Source organism: Paenibacillus tyrphae, from assembly GCF_024158745.1.
Taxonomy (GTDB): Bacteria; Bacillota; Bacilli; order Paenibacillales; family NBRC-103111; genus Paenibacillus_G; species Paenibacillus_G tyrfis_A.
Genome location: NZ_JAMZAW010000013.1, coordinates 194,073 through 210,198, shown reverse-complemented (window position 1 = coordinate 210,198; position 16,126 = coordinate 194,073). Strand labels below are relative to the sequence as shown.

Sequence of the window (16,126 nt, the reverse complement as noted above, 5' to 3'; positions counted from 1 at the left end):
ACCGTAAGAGGTCACTTTTTTTCAAGTGTCCATCTTACGGGTTACAGTTCAAGCCCTTTCGCGTTGTGGTTTTTCTTTTTTCCCAGACAACGCAAAAAACACTAAAAAATGTTTGCGCGGCGGAGCAGTGAAAATATTCCAGAAATATCCATGAAGCAAGCAGGATGATATAATAATAGTTGGGCGGCAATTGGAAAACAGTTGTTGCCCTTTTAATTAGATGAGCCGCTTTATCAACTAGGATACGTATGAAGGGGATAATGCGAATCCGCTCAGTTTGAATTTGTATACGTATGTGCATAACAATCCGTTGACAAATGTTGACCCTACAGGCCACTGGTGTACAAATACAGTTAACGGCACAAATTATGCTCATGCAGGTGGATGTAATGGTGGAAAAGATTTTCTTGATTTTAAAGCAGGGATAAATGGTGCGAAATATTTTTCAGATAAAGAGCATTTTATGGAATCTGATCTTACTACCGTTTACCTTATAAATAACGAGGATGCAGTGGGATCATTAGGGCATAATGCGATGTTGTTTAAGAATTCCAAAGGTGAAGGTTTGATTTTATCTTTCGGACCAGATGCATCGCTTGATGCTAGTCAGGTTAAAAAAGTTATAGGTACTGGTGGGCGTCAAAACTATCATTTGTCACATCTGTTGATGATTTTTTCTCAACTGGAAAAGTAGATGGTGAAGTTATTGAAAATACTACTTCTGGTAAGTCGAATGGCTATGCTAATCCTGAAAATGATTATTATACAAGATACATTGCAATTCCTACTAATTCAGGACAAAAGAGTAGTATGATGGACAGAGCAATGTCGACATTCCAAAAAGTACCTCAATATAGTGGGGGCAACACTTGTTCAAATGTTTGTCAAGGAGTCGTATCAGGAGTAGATTTTGGTCTCTTATCTTGGTTTGGAGGAAATCTTCCAAATGATTATTTTAATCGTATGCAACAATTTGGAGACTTTTCTGTCGGTCGAATTAGGAATAGTCGGCATAAATAATTTTACGGAGGTGTACATGACTGTTATACAATAGAACAATGAAAATAATTTCTTTTCTAACAGTAGCTTTAAATATATGGTTTATCATAGTATATTGTTTAGGAGCTTACTTGGAGAGAAGAGTCGATCTTGAAGGCCAAATACTAATATTGTCATTATCTGGGTTTACGATTATTCCACTTGTTTCCTTAATATTATCGTTGCTTTTAATAAAATTAATTTACAGTAAATTAAGTAAAGTTGTTCAAATTGGTATAACTTTTATAAGCATGATGGTGCTAGTTTTCTGTTTTATTTTGAGTAGATGACATTTATTCTAGTAGATAATGGTCCGATTTATAAATCAGAATGAGGTATTCATGAAAAAAATAACAATAGATGGGGTAGAATTCGTTTCTTACGACACAACGCATAATATTTTAAGGGGAAAACTTGTAAAGAAAGAACATTTGAAGCACACCTATTGGGGGAATAACCTAGATTCGATGTGGGAATTCTTTACCGATTTTTTAGAATCTCCACTTACAATTGAGTGGAAAAATTATGATATAGCAGTCAAAAATTTAGGTACTTATGCAGAAAAGATCTTAGACATATTTTTGGAGCTTGAGCAAAAGAAACCTGGATTTAAAATCATTATCATATCCGAGACATGATTAAAGATAAAAACTACATTGCACTCACCCTTGCGTCGTCATTCTGATTTAAAGGAGGAACAGGATGACAGCAGTTTACAAATACAAAGTTGATTGGTGTGATGGTTGTAATCAGGGATGGATAGAAATAAAGAAGAACAGCATCAATCATAAAATTCGTTTTAGATGTTCCGAATGCCTCACGGAGTATGAAACTTATGAAGATATTAACATAAAAGCATTAGGCGAACTTGATTGGTCCCCCTTGGAACCGTCAGACGAGGACATTCTTCGGCATGATCTTTGGAGGTTGATAATCAAAGAGTGTGAGAACTACCAGTTAATAAGAAATGATGGAGTCATTATTAAAGCTTGGTCTAAAGAAAAAAAGAAATTTATCAAACCGCTGCATTAAAAATGGGTAACGACCAAACGGTAACACGCCACGTTGCCGGCGTATAAAGAAAAGCAATCCCGGACATCCATGCCGAGACTGCTTTTCGCTAAAATCCGCTGTTTACGGTTTAGGAGTTACGAGGATTTTTACTTGATTCTTTTCTTTCAACAACGCCTCAAAGCCATGCTCCACCGCTTCGTCCAGCTTGATTCGCTTCGTAACCAGCTTCTCGGCAGGGAAAAAGCCTTTTTCCATCAACCGGATGACCGCCGGGAATACATTGCGGTACCCGATGATGCCTGTCATGTTCCGCTCCTTCATGACGAGGTGATTCGGCCGGATCGGCGCTTCTCTTTCGAAGATGCTGACAATCATGATCTGTCCGGCGACTTTGGTCGACTCGATAGCTTGGGTGAGAACAGGAGGTACCCCGGTGACCTCGAAGGCAATGTCGGCGCCGCCGCCTGTCCGTTTGTGAATCTCTTGCACCACATCGTATTCTTTCGGATCGATGACGATCGCGCCGAGCTCTTCCGCTTTGCGCTTGCGTTCCGGTGAAAGCTCGACGGCATAAATTTCCGAGGCGCCGGAAGCCTTCAGTGCCTCGATGACCAGCAGGCCGATCGGGCCGGTACCGAACACGACGGCTTTGTCCCCGACCTTCAGTTGGCTTGAACGAACGGCGTACAGCGCGACAGCGGACGGTTCGACCAGAGCGCCTTGCTCGTAAGAGACACTGTCGGGAATTTTGTGGACCATGTGTTCATCGACCGCTACGTATTCGGAGAAGCCGCCACCACCACCGGCGAGGCCGAGAAAGCCCATTTTTTCGCAGAGGTTATATTTGCCCTGCTTGCACGACGGGCATGTCCCGCACGCGAAGACGGGCTCGACGACGACCCGGTCGCCCACCTTCACCGAGGCGACACCTTCCCCGATCTCGACGACTTGTCCGGAAAATTCATGCCCCATCACGATAGGGGCTTTTTCTTTTGTCAGCGGGTGGGCAGTGCTTTCCGGAATAAAAATCGGGCCGGCCACATATTCATGCAGGTCGCTTCCGCAAATGCCGCACCATTCCACGCGGATTTTCACTTTTCCTTGGAGCGCTTGTGGTTCCGTAATCGTTTCCAAACGCAGATCCTTCACACCATGCCATCGCAACGCCTTCATGCTTGCATTACATCTCCTTACTGGGTCGAGTAATAAAATCAATTTAGCGATAAAATAGGAAACGTTTCCGTCAATAAATAATGTCACAAGTTTGATACATTTGTCAAATTGATTTACGAATGAAGATGGTTTAAGCAGAGGGGACGGCTTAACGTGCTTGCCAATGGCTCGTCACAAACGGCGGCATCGTATGCTATAATAAAAAGAGACAAGCGACATCGGTTCGTATCATAGAAAACGATTCCAATCAAGAAAGGACATCGCTCTTGACCAGAAAGCAAAAAGTAACAATTGAAGATGTGGCGAAGAAAGCGGGGGTGGGGATCGCCACCGTATCGCGCGCCATTAACGATAGCGGCGGAATCAGTCCCAAAACGAAGGCGCAGATCCTGCAGGTAATTGAGGAAATGGGCTTCACTCCGAATACTTCGGCGCAAAGCTTGAAGGTGCGGCAAACGTACCAGATTGCCCTGGCCGTGCCGGATATCCGCAATGCGATCATTCCCGAAATCGCCTGGTCCGTGGAACAGACGGCGAAGCAGCATGGCTACCGCGTCGTGCAGATCAACACCACCGGGAACGCCCGGACCGAGCTTGAAACGGTGCGCGAGGTAAAGAAGCTGCATGTGGACGGGCTGATTATTATGCCGCTCGCGTATCCCAAAACATTGGTGGAACTGATCAATAAAGCAAGCGTACCCGTCTCGATTATCAACTATGGCAAAAAGCTCGACGATCATGTAAAAGCGGACGTTGTCGGCTTGGCCAGCCAGGAAGGCCGTCTCGTGATGGAGCATCTAATCAAAATCGGCCGGACGAGAATCGCATACGCGGGTGCCCCGAAGAACAAAATTGAGGAACGGTATTTTGCCTACGAGCAGTCGCTGCCGCAGGTAGATCCTTCCCTCGTTTTTTTCGGCGAGGATTTCTCGTTTGAAACAGGCTTGCGCGCGGCCGATTACTTTTACAGCCTCAAACATATGCCGGATGCCATCTATGCGGTCAACGACATGGTGGCCATCGGCATTGTGAATCGCTTCAAGGAGCTGGGCATTCGCGTACCGGAGGATGTGGCGGTCGTGGGCATCGACAACAACTTGTGGTCGACGGTGACAAGCCCGCAAATCAGCTCGGTCTCGATCATGGGGGATGAAGTGGCCCGCCTGGCTACCGAGCTTTTGCTGAAGCGGATTCGCGACCACGGTACTGGGGAATATGAACGCGTACAGTTCGAGCCTCGGCTCATTGTGCGGGAATCGAGCGTGGCCGTCATTCGCCAGCCCCCTTCCGTTACGAAAAGGGGCAGATGACCGATACGGAAAAAAGGGATGTCGCTCGTTTTGATCTCCCGAAAGTAGGCTATAATGGGTCTAAAAAGGAGGCGTCTGACGATGGGAGAACCGATCGGATTTTTATACGCGCACCCGGACGATGAAACCTTTTTGAGCGCGTGCCTGATCCGGCAGCTGGCGGATGAAGGGCATGCGCCCGTGCTGCTGCTGGCGACCAAGGGCGAAGCGGGGCAAAAGAACGGCTACGCGGCGCAAGCGACGAAGGAGGAGCTTGCCGCGATCCGGGTCAAGGAAATGGAGAAGGCCGCCGCGGTGCTGGGCATTGCGGAAGTGAAGCATCTCGGCTTCCCCGACGGAAAACTGGACACGGTCGACGAGACGCTCTTTCTGGAGGCGGTCATCCGTTTCATCAACAAACACCGTTTGAGAATCGTGGTAACGTTTCCGGAGGATGGTGGCAATTTTCATCCCGATCATATGGCGATTTCGCGGTTTGCGACAGCGGCCGTCCTGAACGGGCGGTGCCCATCGGTCCAGAAGCTGTACTACATTCGGTCGAAGACGCTGACCGAGCAAGGCTACGAGCCTACGCTCGTCATTGATACGGAGCAAGCATGGAGCGTCAAAGCAGCAGCGCTGCGCGCCCATACGTCCCAGCTTCTCGCGATCGAGAGGTATTTCGGGAATTTGGACGTTTTCCCGGAGAATCGGCGCTACGAGTCGTTTGTTTTGAACTGGGAACGGGGGCAGCGCTGGCCTTCCAAAACCGAGTCAAGCCTATTCGACGATTTGCTCTGAACCGACGGTTCGACGGAAAAAGCAGCTCAGCCTGAGACGAGTTCCTCGACCGTTTTGCCTGAATCGACATATCCGCGGTTGACGGCTTCCCATAAGTAGAGGGAGGCGACGCTGCAATACGGCGACCATTTCTGCGCATGCTGCGCCAAAGGGTTGCCGTCTTTTTTATGTTCTGCCGAATACAGCCATCGGGCTCCTCGCACCAGTCCCACATCGCCCAGAGACAGCACGTTCATTCGCCCCAAAGAAAAGATCAGAAACATTTCTGCCGTCCATTGGCCGATCCCTTTTACCTTGGTGAGCATCTCAACGACTTCGCGGTCTTCCAGTTGGGGCAACAGGGTCAGGTCGATTTCCTGATGAAGCAGCTTGGCACTCAAGTCTTTGATGTAGTTGATTTTGGCGAACGATAGCCCTGCGGTTCGGAGAGCTTCCGGATCGACGTGGGCGATCTCCTCGGGAGTGATGGAGGAGACGAGCGATCTTACCCGGTTGTTGATGGTGGCTGCTGCTTTCACGGAAAGCTGTTGCCCGACAATCGACAGCACCAGCGACTCAAAATGGCTGCTGCGCACGTTAAACGTCAATTCGCCGATGAGGGCGATCAGAGCGGCCAGCTTGGCATCGTTGCGGCGAAGGTAACTTATCCGCTCATCGTCCGAATTCAGCGTCATACTGTGGTTCACGAAGGCTCCCCCTTTTTCGTAACGCCTGCTTTGTTGGCATCATTATCTCATAAAGTATTTCCCGGGAAAATCTTTAGCCATAGTTTTCATCTCCAATTTCATCCGAACAACTGGGGATTGACAGAAGCAGGAAACCATTTTAAACTGTCAATTGATAATGATAATTATTATCAATTAATGTACATACTTGGGGGGCTCTATCATGTCACGATCTATGCATTGTTTTTTACTGGTCTTTTGCTGCGCCATGCTCTTCATCGCCGGCTGCGGAACGGCGAATACCAATACATCTTCCGCTCCGAAAGCCGCTTCCGGCACCGACGCCAAGAAGCCGGAGCAAGCTTCGACGCAAGAGCAGGGCAAATCGCAAGATCCGGCGGTTCGGACCATCAACCATCTGCTCGGCACCACGGAGATCAAAGGCACGCCGCAGCGCATCGTCGCCATCGAATGGTCGGTTGTCGAGGATGTGCTGGCGCTGGGCGTACAGCCGGTCGGCATTGCCGATATCGAAGGCTACAAGAAATGGGTGAAGGTGAAGCACGAGCTGTCCCCGGACGTGAAGGATGTCGGCAGCCGGGTCGAGCCGAGTTTGGAGCAAATCTCCGCACTGAAGCCGGATTTGATCATCGCGACCAACCGCGTCGAAGCCTTTTACGATAAATTAAAAGCGATCGCTCCGACCGTCGTGTTTTATACGAACACGGAAAAGGAGCCGGATGCTTACGCGATGATGGAGAAAAATTTCCGGATCGCCGCGGACGCGCTGAACAAGAAGGACGAAGGGGAAAAAGTGCTGAAGGAAGTCGACACGGCGATTGCCGGACTGGCCGACAAAGTGAAGAAAGCGGGCAAAGCGGACTCCGAATTCATCCTTGTGCAAGCTTTCTCGCTGAAAAAAGCGCCGACGATGCGCATCATGTCGGATAACGCGATGTCGGCCAAGGTGCTGATCAAGCTGGGGATGAAAAACGCGTTCAAGCCGAAGGGCTACGTCCCGACCTTCGAAGAAGGGGGCGTCGAGCCGCTGCTCGCCATGAAGAAAGCGAATTTCTTCTACATCGTGCAGGATGACGATAACATTTTCACCAATCAACTGAAGGAAAATCCGGTATGGAAAAACCTCGATTTCGTCAAGGAAAACCGGATGTACGCGATGGGCGGCGATACGTGGCTGTTCGGCGGACCGCTGTCGGCACAGCTGATCGCTGAAAAAGCGGCGGCGGCGATGACCAAATGAGAACGGAAAGAAGCGGCGTAAACGCTGCTTTCTTTATGCGCGGCTGGGCCCCGCCCGTTCTCGTGTTCGGAGGGGGAGCGGCGCTGCTGCTCCTGCTCATGGTCGTTCATGTGATGCAGGGAGCGGCCGATCTGACTCCCCGCATGGTACTTGAAGCGGTCTTCGCTCCGCAGGATACGGCCGAGCACCAGATCGTACGCACGCTGCGGCTGCCGCGAGTCGTTGCCGGCATGCTGGCCGGCGGGGCGCTTGCGGTCGCGGGCGTGCTGCTGCAGACGATTACCCGCAACCCGCTGGCTTCGGCCGGTACGCTCGGCATCAATGCAGGCGCCTATTTCGCGGTCGTGGCGGCCACCGTGTTCGCCCCGTCGCTGATGGGCGTCTCGCCGATGCTGGTGGCGTTCGGCGGTGCCGTTTTCGCGGCGCTGCTGGCTTATTCGCTGGCCGGGGGGCTGCGCGCGACGCCGCTGCGCATGACACTGGCCGGAATGATCGTATCGATGGCCGTGTCCGCGATGACCGGCGCGCTGCAGCTATTGTTCGAAGAGGAAACGAGCGGCCTGTTTCTGTGGGGCAGCGGCACGCTCGTACAGAACGACTGGAGCGGCGTTGGCGCCGCCTGGCCTTGGGTTGGGGCTGCCGCCGCGGCAGCCCTGTTTCTCTCCCGCTCGCTCGACCTGCTGCTGCTCAGCGAAGAGACGGCGCAGTCGCTCGGTCAGCATGTAGGGCGCATCCGGCTGATCAGTCTGGTTCTGGCGCTGCTGCTTGCCGCCGTGATCGTCAGTATCGTCGGTCCGATCGGCTTTGTCGGGCTGCTCGCGCCGCATCTGGTTCGCTTGATCGGGGTGCGCAGCCACAAGCTGCTTCTGCCGGCCTCTTTCTTATGGGGGGCCGTCATTCTGGTGGCAGCCGACGTGGGCAGCCGGCTGGCCAACAACAGCTCGTACGGCGAGCTTCCGGTAGGCGCGGTTACGGCGCTTATCGGGGGGCCTTGCCTCGCCTATTTGTCCTACCGGGCGGCGCAAAAGCATCGCGAGGTGCCGAAGCCGTCCGCCTCGTCGCTTGGCACGACGTCCCGCTTCCTTTCGTACCGTGCGCTCCTTGGTCTATTCGCGGTGCTGCTCGTCGCGGTCACGATTCTGGGCATGATCTTCGGCGATGTGAAAATCCCGCTGCAAGACGTGCTGGCGGCGGTTCAAGGCGAAGGCCCCGAGCTGGCCCGCTCGATCGTGCTCGACCAGCGGCTGCCCCGGATGCTCGTCGCGGCCTGCGCCGGCGCGGCGCTTGCGGTCAGCGGCCTGCTGCTGCAGGGGGTCGTGCGCAATCCGATGGCCGACCCATCCATCGTCGGCGTCTCGGCCGGGGCCGGAGTCGGCGCACTGCTTCTGCTGCTCGTCTGGCCGGAGCTGCCGATCGCTCTGCTGCCGTTTGCTTCCTTCGCTGGAGCGATCGCTGCGGCGCTGATCGTCTATCTGATCGCCCGCAAAACGGGCCTGCAGCCTGCCGTGTTGGCGCTCGTCGGGATCGCGGTATCCGCGTGCGGCTCGGCCGTCATTCAGCTCATCGTGGTGCAGACCAAAATGAACGTGGCCGTGGCGTTAGCCTGGATTTCCGGCAGCACGTACGCGCGGGGCTGGGAGGAGCTGGCGCAGCTTGTGGTGTGGCCCGTGCTGCTGCTGCCGCTGGCATGGCTGATCGGGCGGAGAGTGGACATTTTGGCCTTCGGTCAGGAGGGCGCCGTGGGCCTCGGGGTCAACGTCGAGCAAACGCGGCTGAGAGCGGCGGCGATCGGCGTGGCGCTGGCGGCTGCGGCCGTATCGATCGTAGGCACGATCGGCTTCGTCGGGCTGATCGCCCCTCATGCGGCGCGTCTTCTGATCGGGCACAATCATCGCCGGCTCATGCCGCTTGCTGCACTGCTCGGGGCCGTCCTGCTCGTATTGGCCGACATCGTCGGCCGCAATCTGCTGCCGCCCAAGGAAATTCCGTCGGGCCTGATCGTCTCGCTCCTCGGAGCGCCTTATTTTCTATGGCTGATGCGGTCTTCACGCAGATAAAATGCGAATGAAGGATGCGACGAGGGGGTGGGGTATCTACTTCCGGTCGCTACTCCACCCCGCAAAGTGAAGTGGAATCGGAGAAGCTCAGTCCGAGTACTTTGCGGGGACCCCGGGTCTGCAGGAAATTTTCATTAGAATCCGCTTAACAGCGGGTATTTCCCGCAGACAAAGACGAACGCTATCGCTCCTCCAGTAGATACCCCCCCTCCGGATGTTTCTCTATTTTTTGTGAAAACCACTTTCTCAACACTCTGAGACTGCCATTCGGCAGTCTGTTTGCGTTTTGCTTGATCCGGCTTGTCATCCTTACCTTTTTTGCTCGGGATCTTTATGCGGGCTCTCGATCATGGCATGGTCGGACCGCTTCGGAGGAAACCCATTTTTTACCACGCTGTCTCCTTACGGCGGTAAAGTGTGAAAGTTAAAGAAATACAATTTTACAAAAATAATGGTTGACATGCTCGCGGTACGCGTGATAAGATTTCACCAACTTGATGAACACAAAAGCGAAGGGAGGTTAGGAACATGAGAACGCATATCGCATTCGAACAACTGTTACATACCGAGCATGGTTTCGCTCATGATTCCTTTCATAACCAACGCTTTTTACGTAGCTTTCGCGTACCTGTACGATGTTTGGGGCTTTTAGACGCATCGTAATCGGAATTCGGTAGGTGAGGCTGCGAATCGTCGTAGCCTTTTTCTTTTGCCTTCGTGGCGGGAAAAAGGGACGAAGCGCAGCTTTTTTGTTTGCTTAAATTCACGTGGAAGGAGAGAGTAGCGATGACGAATCATGATAAGATTGTCCATGTTCATGAGGTTCAATTTGAATTACAAACAAAATCCAGTAGTCTTGGTCTGCTCCGAACCCCTCCTTCCCTGAAGGTCGGGCGATTCTGACATACGTTTCGGCGTATGCGAAATGCGGAGATACAAGGCTGCCGGATCACGGCGGCTTTTCTTATGCCTTGGCACGAATCCGGGCGGAGAAAAGCGCGTGAGCTCGCAGTCTTTTTCATTTTTAACGCGGCGCATTAGGCAAGCGGTTAAGCCACACGACTTTCACTCGTGCACTCGGCGGGTTCGAATCCCCCATGCGTCACCATTTCATCATGGATAGGATGTAGTCATAGAGGTTGCTGCTATATTCGGCGACTGGCAGACCTGCGGGCCGTCCCCGCACCTATCCGTCCAACTCAGGGGAATCGCCAAGTGGTAAGGCAGCGGCCTTTGAAGCCGCGAGCGGTGGTTCGATTCCATCTTCCCCTATACTCACATGGAGCTGTGGAGAAGCGGGAGTTCTCGCCGGTTCGTCAGACCGGAGGCCGCGGGTTCAAGTCCCGCCGGCTCCAACCAAATACATAACGAAAGGATGCCGTGTACGTTGTACAGGTGACAAACAACCATGAAGCGAACAAATCTTTTTACCATGCACGATGACCTCACATTTCACAATGTGACAGAACGCCGCCTCTCCCTCGACGATGTGATCGAGCGGATGCTGCGGTTCGTCTCTCTAGATCCGGCATCGCCGTATCAACTGATGATCGGTACCGACAGCCAGGTTCACCGCGGTCACACCAAATTCGTGACCGGCATTATTATCCGCCGTCCGGGCAAAGGGGCTTGGGCCTGCTACCGGCAGGTGGTGCTTCCCCGGGAGCTGACCTCCGTCAAAGAGAAGCTGACGATCGAAACGTCGCTCTCGCAAGAGATAGCCTGCTATTTCGAGGGGGACGCGGTGAACCGGATGGAAGAGCTGCTGCTGCCCTATGTGTACCAAGGCGCTTCGCTGGAAGCGTTCATCGATATTGATGCGGGCACGGAGCCGGTCGTCAACAAGACGTCGCTGTACGTTCAGGAGATGGTGGACCGGGTCGAAGCGATGGGAAGATACGCCGCTAGGGTGAAGCCTGACTCGTACGCCGCCTCCGCCTATGCCAACCGGCATACGAAACGACCGGCTAGCCTGGTTATGTGAACTTTTTAAATAAGGAAGAGATCGACATGTTAAATGAAAAAACGGAAATTCGCTTAAGCAAATTTATGACCAAACTGTTAAGGCACGATCCCAAAGCGTTCGGGCTCGTTCTGGACCCAATGGACGGATCGTGCGAACTGAAAGACATGATGCGCGCCATCCGGTCGCAGCCCAGATGGGCGTCGATCACGCTGCAGGATGTAGAGCAGGTCGTGCGCAAATCAGATAAGCAGCGCTTCGAAATCGCGAATGGCCGCATCCGCGCCCGATACGGGCACAGCTTCGAGAAGATTCGCTACGAGCCCGGCGACCCGCCCGAGACGCTGTATCATGGCACGAACCGTCATGCCGCGCCGGCAATTCTGCGGGAAGGCATCCGCCCGATGGGCCGCCAGTACGTGCATTTGTCCGAAGGGCTACAGTTCGCCACATTGGCAGGCAGCCGCAGAGGGGAGCTTGTCATCCTGCGCGTGGACACGGCTAAAGCCCGCAGTATGGGCGTATCGTTTTATTTTGCGGGAAATGAAGTGTGGCTGGCCGACGAAGTGCCGGCGTCCTGCTGCGCTGTAGACGATGGAAAAGGAGCGAGCAAACGATGAGGAAGCCTTCGCTGGTCGATATCGGAGTTAACCTGATGCACCGCTCGTTTCATCCGGACCGCGACCAGGTCGTCACCCGGGCGGAAGCGGAGGGCGTCTCGCCGCTCATCTTGACGGGGACGCATATGCGAAACAGCGAAGAAGCTGCGCGGTATGCGGCCCGATTCCCGGGCAAGCTGTACTCCACCGCAGGCATCCATCCGCACGACGCCCGCAACTGCGGCCCGGACACGCTGGCACAGTTGCGGAAGCTGGCCGCGCTGCCTTCCGTCGTAGCGATCGGAGAATGCGGTTTGGATTACAACCGCGACTTCTCGCCGCGCGACGTGCAGAGGAAATGGTTCGAAGCGCAGGTCATGCTGGCGTGCGAGCTGCGGATGCCGTTGTTCCTGCACGAGCGGGAGGCGCATGCGGATTTCGTCCGCATTTTGAAGACGCATCTGCACCGGATCGACCGGGCGGTCGTCCACTGCTTCACCGGCAGCGCAAGCGAGCTGAAGACGTATCTCGATATGGGACTGTATATCGGGATTACGGGCTGGATCTGCGACGAGCGGCGGGGCAAGCATCTGCGGGAGCTGGTGCGGCGCATCCCGCTCGACCGGCTGATGATCGAGACGGACGCCCCGTTCCTGACGCCGCGGGATCTGCCCGCCAAGCCGGCGGACGGACGCAACGAGCCCGCGTTTCTGCCGCACATCTTGCAGGCTGTCTCCACTTGTATGGGCAAAAGCGCGGAGGAAGTGGCCGAAGCGACGACGCAAACGGCCAAGCATGTTTTCGGGTTGTAGTACCGCGCGGCGTCAGATGACCATTTCTTCGTCGAAACGACAAAAAAAACCGTTTTCCCGATGAGTCGGGAGAACGGTTTTTGTTTTTTGCGGAATATCTTACGGTTTTATTTGCCGTTTTTCATCTGCTCGGCGAACTCCGTAATTTTTTGTGCCCGTTGGGCGATCGAACCGGACGATACGTTGTATTTGGCCGAAAGCGCCGATTGCGTCACTTCGGCAACGCCGTGCATGGAGCCGATGGCGTATTCCATAGCGGCGAGCATCACGTCTGCTTTGCGGATCTGCGGGCGTTCGTGGGACGCGTAAGCATGCCACAAGGCAACGGCTTCCGTAATGCGCTGCCAATTGAAGGTTCCTGCCATTTGTCCGGCTAATTGTTCGGCGACCGATTGATATATTTCTTGAGGCCAGTCCAGCACCTCAATAAGTGTCTGCACGGTTTCCGCATTGAGAGACGGACCTTGATCCGCTGAAGGCCGGATGTTGGACGGCGAGCCGGTATTCGGCGCTGCCGCTTGGAGTTGAGGCGCTTCACCGGTCAGAAGGCAGCAGTGCTTGTACTTCTTTCCGCTGCCGCAGGGACACGGCTCATTTCTTCCAATTTTTCGCAAGTTCATTCCACTTCCATTTCTTCTGCCAAATTCACTCTGATGACATTATAGCCTTTGAAAGGAAAAATTCCAAGGCTTCGACACGATTCGACGGTATTAAAGCGTAAATCCGGTGCTTTTTATGAGGAAAAAGCCTCCACCGTGGAGGCTTGTCTTCCGTTTTAAGCGAAGCCGCTGATGGCGACGACGGACGGACGGGGACCGGAATCCCCGGAGCGGTGGGGCCATAGGCTCGTCGGTTTGCCGGCTTGCGCCGTGGCTTGACCGGGGTGCGAGACGGACAGGAACAAGGTCCGTTCGTCCCCCGTGAAGCAGGGGCCCGTAAAGGCCGCTTCGACGGGCGCGGAAGCAAAAAGCTGCGCCGCCGCGGCATCCTGGCCGGCTGTGCGGACCACGTACAGCCCGTTGTTGCGGAACGGGGCGTATGCGCCTTGATTCAGCTTGTCCGCCGGGATATCGGAGGCGACCCACAGGTTGCTCCGGTCGTCGAAGAGGAGCGTTCCCGGCGAGCTGTAGCCGCTGCTGCGCCCGCCGTTCGATACGATTTCATAGTCGAACGCCGCGGCGCCTGCGTCACCGTCCTGCTCTGTGAGCTGCGCCAGATGCCCGTGGATATTCCCGTGGCGTATATTATTCGGATAGGCGGCGATCAGGGCGCCGCTTTTGGCATGAACAGCCAGTCCGGCCGGCCTGTCGGTTGGCGTCGCACCCAAGATCAAGGCGGCGTCCTGAGCGTAGACGAGCACATCGGCTTGCTCCTTGTACCGCTCGACGAGCACTTCCTTAATTTGATTGACGCCGAACGGCACTCGGAAGTCGTCGCGGTTCAACGCTTTCTTGACGGTTTCGATCGTCAGCGGAACCCATCGCCCGTTGACGAGGTCGGCCGCGTAAAGCATGCCTTCGGTCAGCAGGTCGGCGTTTGCTTTCCCCGCACTTGCATTGAACTTCCCGGAGCTGACAAATTTGTAAAGACACGAATCCGGGGTCGTGTCTCCCATATAGACGACCACACGGCCGTCCTTGCTTAGCGTTACGGCCAACTGGCCGTGATGGAACCGGCCAAGGGCAGTATGCTTACGCAGCTTGAAATTGCTGTCGAACGGATCGGCTTCGACCACCCAGCCGTAATGCGAGAGCTCAAGCCCGGCGCTGCCGCAGGTGCTCTCGAAGTCTCCTTCGCAGGATAGCACCGTGCCCCACGGCGTTACGCTCCCTGCGCCGTTCCCGAAGGTGCCTTGCACCAGCGAGGCTCCCTTCACGGCGCGCGTTCCCCGGGCCGGTCCGGTAAGCTCGACCCGGTCGTAGCCCGTAATTCGCCGTCCGTACGCGGAGTCGGGGTTGATTCTCCACTTGCCTTCCCGATCTCGGTATGCTTCGACGATAGAGGCCCCTTGGTTGTACAATAGCGATTTAACCTGATCTGTTCCGAGAGGGCCGGGCTGCCGCTGGCCCAGTGCGAGCAGCGGGTGGACAGAGGCGTGATTGACCCAGAGAAGTCCGTTCACCTGCTTGTCGTCAAACGGAAAGAAGCGGGTAAACTCGTTGTTGTAGCCGAACGTATCGCCCTTGCCGTTGATCGGGTCTCCGAAGCTGACCAGAACGTCGTGCCTGAAGCCTTTGGGGAGGACGAGCTCGTCGCCCGCCCCCGGTTCGATCGGTGCGAAAGCGTCGGTTACTTTGCCGGTTTTCCGGTCGAACAGGAGATCGCTTGCGGCAGCGCTGCCGGTAAAAGCGCCCAAGCCTGTCGATGCGGCGGCAATCGTAACGGCTCCGGTGCCAAGGTAAGCCAGAAACGTGCGTCGGGAAAGCGTTTTATTTTTCATTAGCAATCTCCTCTATTAGAGCATCAATTCGTTGTAGCCGAATGCTAGGAAACTATGTATAATTTAATTGAATAATCTAGTATTTTATACCTAAATTTTAAGATAGCATAAAATGCTGGTTTGCGGAATATGGCGGCAGACGCAGCGGACAATTTTTTTGACGGCAATCAGGCCCGAAGGCAGGTGCAGGCGGTGTTACGTTTTTCCCGCGCCCAAGCGGAGGACGAGCCCTTTCTTTATGATGTGTATGCAAGCAGCCGGATCGAGGAAGTCGGGGCATGGGGCTGGGGACCCGGACAGATCGACCAGTTTCTCCGGATGCAGTACCAGTTTCAGCAAAAGGCATACGCCGTACAGTATCCGGAAGCCGCATGGGAGATCGTTTGGCGTGGGCAGGAACGGGTTGGCCGTTGGATGACGGCCCGGCTGGAAGACCGGATCGTGCTGGTCGATCTGGCCTTGCTTCCTGCGTATCAACGGCAGGGGATTGGCACATCGCTGCTGCAAACGCTTCAGCACGAAGCGCAAAAAGCCGCGAAGCCGCTTTGCCTGAGCGTGCAGGTTCATAATCCGGCCCGGCGTTTATACGAACGGCTCGGGTTCCGTACGGAGCAAGAAAACGAATTGTACTGCGAGATGATTTGGCATGCTGACACTCTATCCTAAATGTAGGTGATATTTTGCGCGCGGATTCTTTTTCATCTTTTCATGGCGTGCTGCATACCAGCTTTAAAGTGCTGCTGGATGAAAGCGAAGCCGAATTGATTTTGATCGAGGTCAAGGACACAGGCACCTCACCCGATTACGAGCAGTTTTCATTACTCTTTGCAGGCCCCCCGGAACCATTTCTCCCACAGCAGATCTATCCGTTCAAGCATCCACAGTTGGGCGAACTCCACCTTTTTACGGTACCCGTAGGCAAAAATCCCGAAGGTTTTCTGTATGAAGTTATATTTAGCCGCCCGCTGGCAGCACAATAGCGTTCACTATACTGAATCAAAAAAGGAGTTGATT

At 54.1% G+C, this 16,126-nt stretch carries 16 protein-coding genes and 3 tRNA genes; 15 read left to right on the top strand and 4 right to left on the bottom strand.

What is annotated here, in order from left to right; translation table 11 throughout:
- The first annotated feature begins 283 nt into the window (after positions 1 to 283).
- The 3 genes from NI000_RS20640 to NI000_RS20630 all read left to right on the top strand — a co-directional run bounded on the left by NI000_RS20640 (position 284) and on the right by NI000_RS20630 (position 2,070).
- On the top strand, positions 284 to 694 hold the full coding sequence (locus NI000_RS20640; protein WP_253413324.1) for a hypothetical protein: 411 nt from the start codon (positions 284 to 286) through the stop codon (positions 692 to 694).
- Between the two features lie 685 nt (positions 695 to 1,379).
- The gene (locus NI000_RS20635; protein WP_253413323.1) at positions 1,380 to 1,676 is read left to right on the top strand and encodes a barstar family protein; all 297 of its coding nucleotides are present in this window, start codon (positions 1,380 to 1,382) and stop codon (positions 1,674 to 1,676) included.
- Between the two features lie 64 nt (positions 1,677 to 1,740).
- Positions 1,741 to 2,070: a hypothetical protein gene (locus tag NI000_RS20630; RefSeq protein ID WP_253413322.1), complete on the top strand. Its 330-nt coding sequence runs from the start codon at positions 1,741 to 1,743 to the stop codon at positions 2,068 to 2,070.
- Positions 2,071 to 2,172: 102 nt separating this feature from the next.
- Here NI000_RS20630 and NI000_RS20625 read toward each other — a convergent pair whose 3' ends face one another.
- The gene (locus tag NI000_RS20625; protein ID WP_010492777.1) at positions 2,173 to 3,225 is read right to left on the bottom strand and encodes a 2,3-butanediol dehydrogenase; all 1,053 of its coding nucleotides are present in this window, start codon (positions 3,223 to 3,225) and stop codon (positions 2,173 to 2,175) included.
- 266 nt (positions 3,226 to 3,491) lie between these two features.
- Here NI000_RS20625 and NI000_RS20620 point away from each other — a divergent pair, with 266 nt between their 5' ends.
- Together NI000_RS20620 and NI000_RS20615 are read left to right on the top strand one after the other, a co-directional pair.
- Complete coding sequence (locus NI000_RS20620; protein ID WP_253413321.1) at positions 3,492 to 4,535, top strand: LacI family DNA-binding transcriptional regulator; 1,044 nt, start codon at positions 3,492 to 3,494, stop codon at positions 4,533 to 4,535.
- 81 nt (positions 4,536 to 4,616) lie between these two features.
- Positions 4,617 to 5,315 carry a PIG-L deacetylase family protein gene (locus NI000_RS20615; protein WP_253413320.1) on the top strand — a complete coding sequence of 233 codons (699 nt, stop codon included), beginning with the start codon at positions 4,617 to 4,619 and terminating at the stop codon, positions 5,313 to 5,315.
- 26 nt (positions 5,316 to 5,341) lie between these two features.
- Here NI000_RS20615 and NI000_RS20610 read toward each other — a convergent pair whose 3' ends face one another.
- Entirely contained in the window at positions 5,342 to 6,001 is a 660-nt protein-coding gene (locus tag NI000_RS20610; protein ID WP_253413319.1) for a DNA-3-methyladenine glycosylase family protein, read from the bottom strand.
- A 202-nt stretch (positions 6,002 to 6,203) separates the two neighbouring features.
- On the opposite strand from NI000_RS20610, the gene NI000_RS20605 reads away from it, so the two are divergent.
- From NI000_RS20605 to NI000_RS20570, 8 genes are all read left to right on the top strand, one after another.
- A complete protein-coding gene (locus tag NI000_RS20605) occupies positions 6,204 to 7,241 on the top strand; it encodes an ABC transporter substrate-binding protein (protein WP_253413318.1) in 1,038 nt (345 codons plus the stop codon).
- The gene (locus NI000_RS20600; protein WP_253413317.1) at positions 7,238 to 9,298 is read left to right on the top strand and encodes an iron ABC transporter permease; all 2,061 of its coding nucleotides are present in this window, start codon (positions 7,238 to 7,240) and stop codon (positions 9,296 to 9,298) included. Before NI000_RS20605 ends, NI000_RS20600 begins: the two co-directional genes overlap by 4 nt.
- A 1,031-nt stretch (positions 9,299 to 10,329) precedes the next feature.
- Positions 10,330 to 10,406, top strand: a tRNA-Glu gene (locus NI000_RS20595).
- Between the two features lie 93 nt (positions 10,407 to 10,499).
- Positions 10,500 to 10,570 (top strand) — tRNA-Gln (locus tag NI000_RS20590).
- 9 nt (positions 10,571 to 10,579) lie between these two features.
- Positions 10,580 to 10,653: transfer RNA gene (locus NI000_RS20585), tRNA-Asp, on the top strand.
- Positions 10,654 to 10,706: 53 nt separating this feature from the next.
- A complete protein-coding gene (locus NI000_RS20580; protein WP_253413316.1) occupies positions 10,707 to 11,282 on the top strand; it encodes a ribonuclease H-like YkuK family protein in 576 nt (191 codons plus the stop codon).
- A gap of 26 nt (positions 11,283 to 11,308) precedes the next feature.
- A complete protein-coding gene (locus tag NI000_RS20575) occupies positions 11,309 to 11,881 on the top strand; it encodes an RNA 2'-phosphotransferase (RefSeq protein WP_253413334.1) in 573 nt (190 codons plus the stop codon).
- Positions 11,878 to 12,672: a TatD family hydrolase gene (locus tag NI000_RS20570; RefSeq protein WP_253413315.1), complete on the top strand. Its 795-nt coding sequence runs from the start codon at positions 11,878 to 11,880 to the stop codon at positions 12,670 to 12,672. Before NI000_RS20575 ends, NI000_RS20570 begins: the two co-directional genes overlap by 4 nt.
- Before the next feature lie 107 nt (positions 12,673 to 12,779).
- On the opposite strand, the gene NI000_RS20565 is transcribed toward NI000_RS20570, so the two are convergent.
- Positions 12,780 to 13,292, bottom strand: coding sequence for an SEC-C metal-binding domain-containing protein (locus NI000_RS20565; protein WP_253413314.1), 513 nt, complete (start codon positions 13,290 to 13,292; stop codon positions 12,780 to 12,782).
- A 155-nt stretch (positions 13,293 to 13,447) separates the two neighbouring features.
- Positions 13,448 to 15,112 (bottom strand): PhoX family protein, encoded by a 1,665-nt coding sequence (locus NI000_RS20560; RefSeq protein ID WP_253413313.1) that lies wholly within the window; start codon positions 15,110 to 15,112, stop codon positions 13,448 to 13,450.
- Positions 15,113 to 15,241: 129 nt separating this feature from the next.
- Between NI000_RS20560 and NI000_RS20555 the strand changes: the two genes are divergently transcribed.
- Positions 15,242 to 15,778: a GNAT family N-acetyltransferase gene (locus NI000_RS20555; protein WP_253413312.1), complete on the top strand. Its 537-nt coding sequence runs from the start codon at positions 15,242 to 15,244 to the stop codon at positions 15,776 to 15,778.
- A 14-nt stretch (positions 15,779 to 15,792) separates the two neighbouring features.
- The gene (locus tag NI000_RS20550) at positions 15,793 to 16,092 is read left to right on the top strand and encodes a DUF6916 family protein (protein ID WP_253413311.1); all 300 of its coding nucleotides are present in this window, start codon (positions 15,793 to 15,795) and stop codon (positions 16,090 to 16,092) included.
- Positions 16,093 to 16,126: the final 34 nt, after the last annotated feature.

What these genes read in the sequence shown, in the direction of transcription:
- NI000_RS20575 (WP_253413334.1), top strand. Translation starts at nt 11,309, where the DNA reads ATGTTAAATGAAAAAACGGAAATTCGCTTAAGCAAATTTATGACCAAA.
- NI000_RS20570 (WP_253413315.1), top strand. Translation starts at nt 11,878, where the DNA reads ATGAGGAAGCCTTCGCTGGTCGATATCGGAGTTAACCTGATGCACCGC.
- NI000_RS20560 (WP_253413313.1), bottom strand. Translation starts at nt 15,112, where the DNA reads ATGAAAAATAAAACGCTTTCCCGACGCACGTTTCTGGCTTACCTTGGC.
- NI000_RS20600 (WP_253413317.1), top strand. Translation starts at nt 7,238, where the DNA reads ATGAGAACGGAAAGAAGCGGCGTAAACGCTGCTTTCTTTATGCGCGGC.
- NI000_RS20580 (WP_253413316.1), top strand. Translation starts at nt 10,707, where the DNA reads ATGAAGCGAACAAATCTTTTTACCATGCACGATGACCTCACATTTCAC.
- NI000_RS20605 (WP_253413318.1), top strand. Translation starts at nt 6,204, where the DNA reads ATGTCACGATCTATGCATTGTTTTTTACTGGTCTTTTGCTGCGCCATG.
- NI000_RS20555 (WP_253413312.1), top strand. Translation starts at nt 15,242, where the DNA reads ATGGCGGCAGACGCAGCGGACAATTTTTTTGACGGCAATCAGGCCCGA.
- NI000_RS20565 (WP_253413314.1), bottom strand. Translation starts at nt 13,292, where the DNA reads ATGAACTTGCGAAAAATTGGAAGAAATGAGCCGTGTCCCTGCGGCAGC.
- NI000_RS20635 (WP_253413323.1), top strand. Translation starts at nt 1,380, where the DNA reads ATGAAAAAAATAACAATAGATGGGGTAGAATTCGTTTCTTACGACACA.
- NI000_RS20630 (WP_253413322.1), top strand. Translation starts at nt 1,741, where the DNA reads ATGACAGCAGTTTACAAATACAAAGTTGATTGGTGTGATGGTTGTAAT.
- NI000_RS20615 (WP_253413320.1), top strand. Translation starts at nt 4,617, where the DNA reads ATGGGAGAACCGATCGGATTTTTATACGCGCACCCGGACGATGAAACC.
- NI000_RS20625 (WP_010492777.1), bottom strand. Translation starts at nt 3,225, where the DNA reads ATGAAGGCGTTGCGATGGCATGGTGTGAAGGATCTGCGTTTGGAAACG.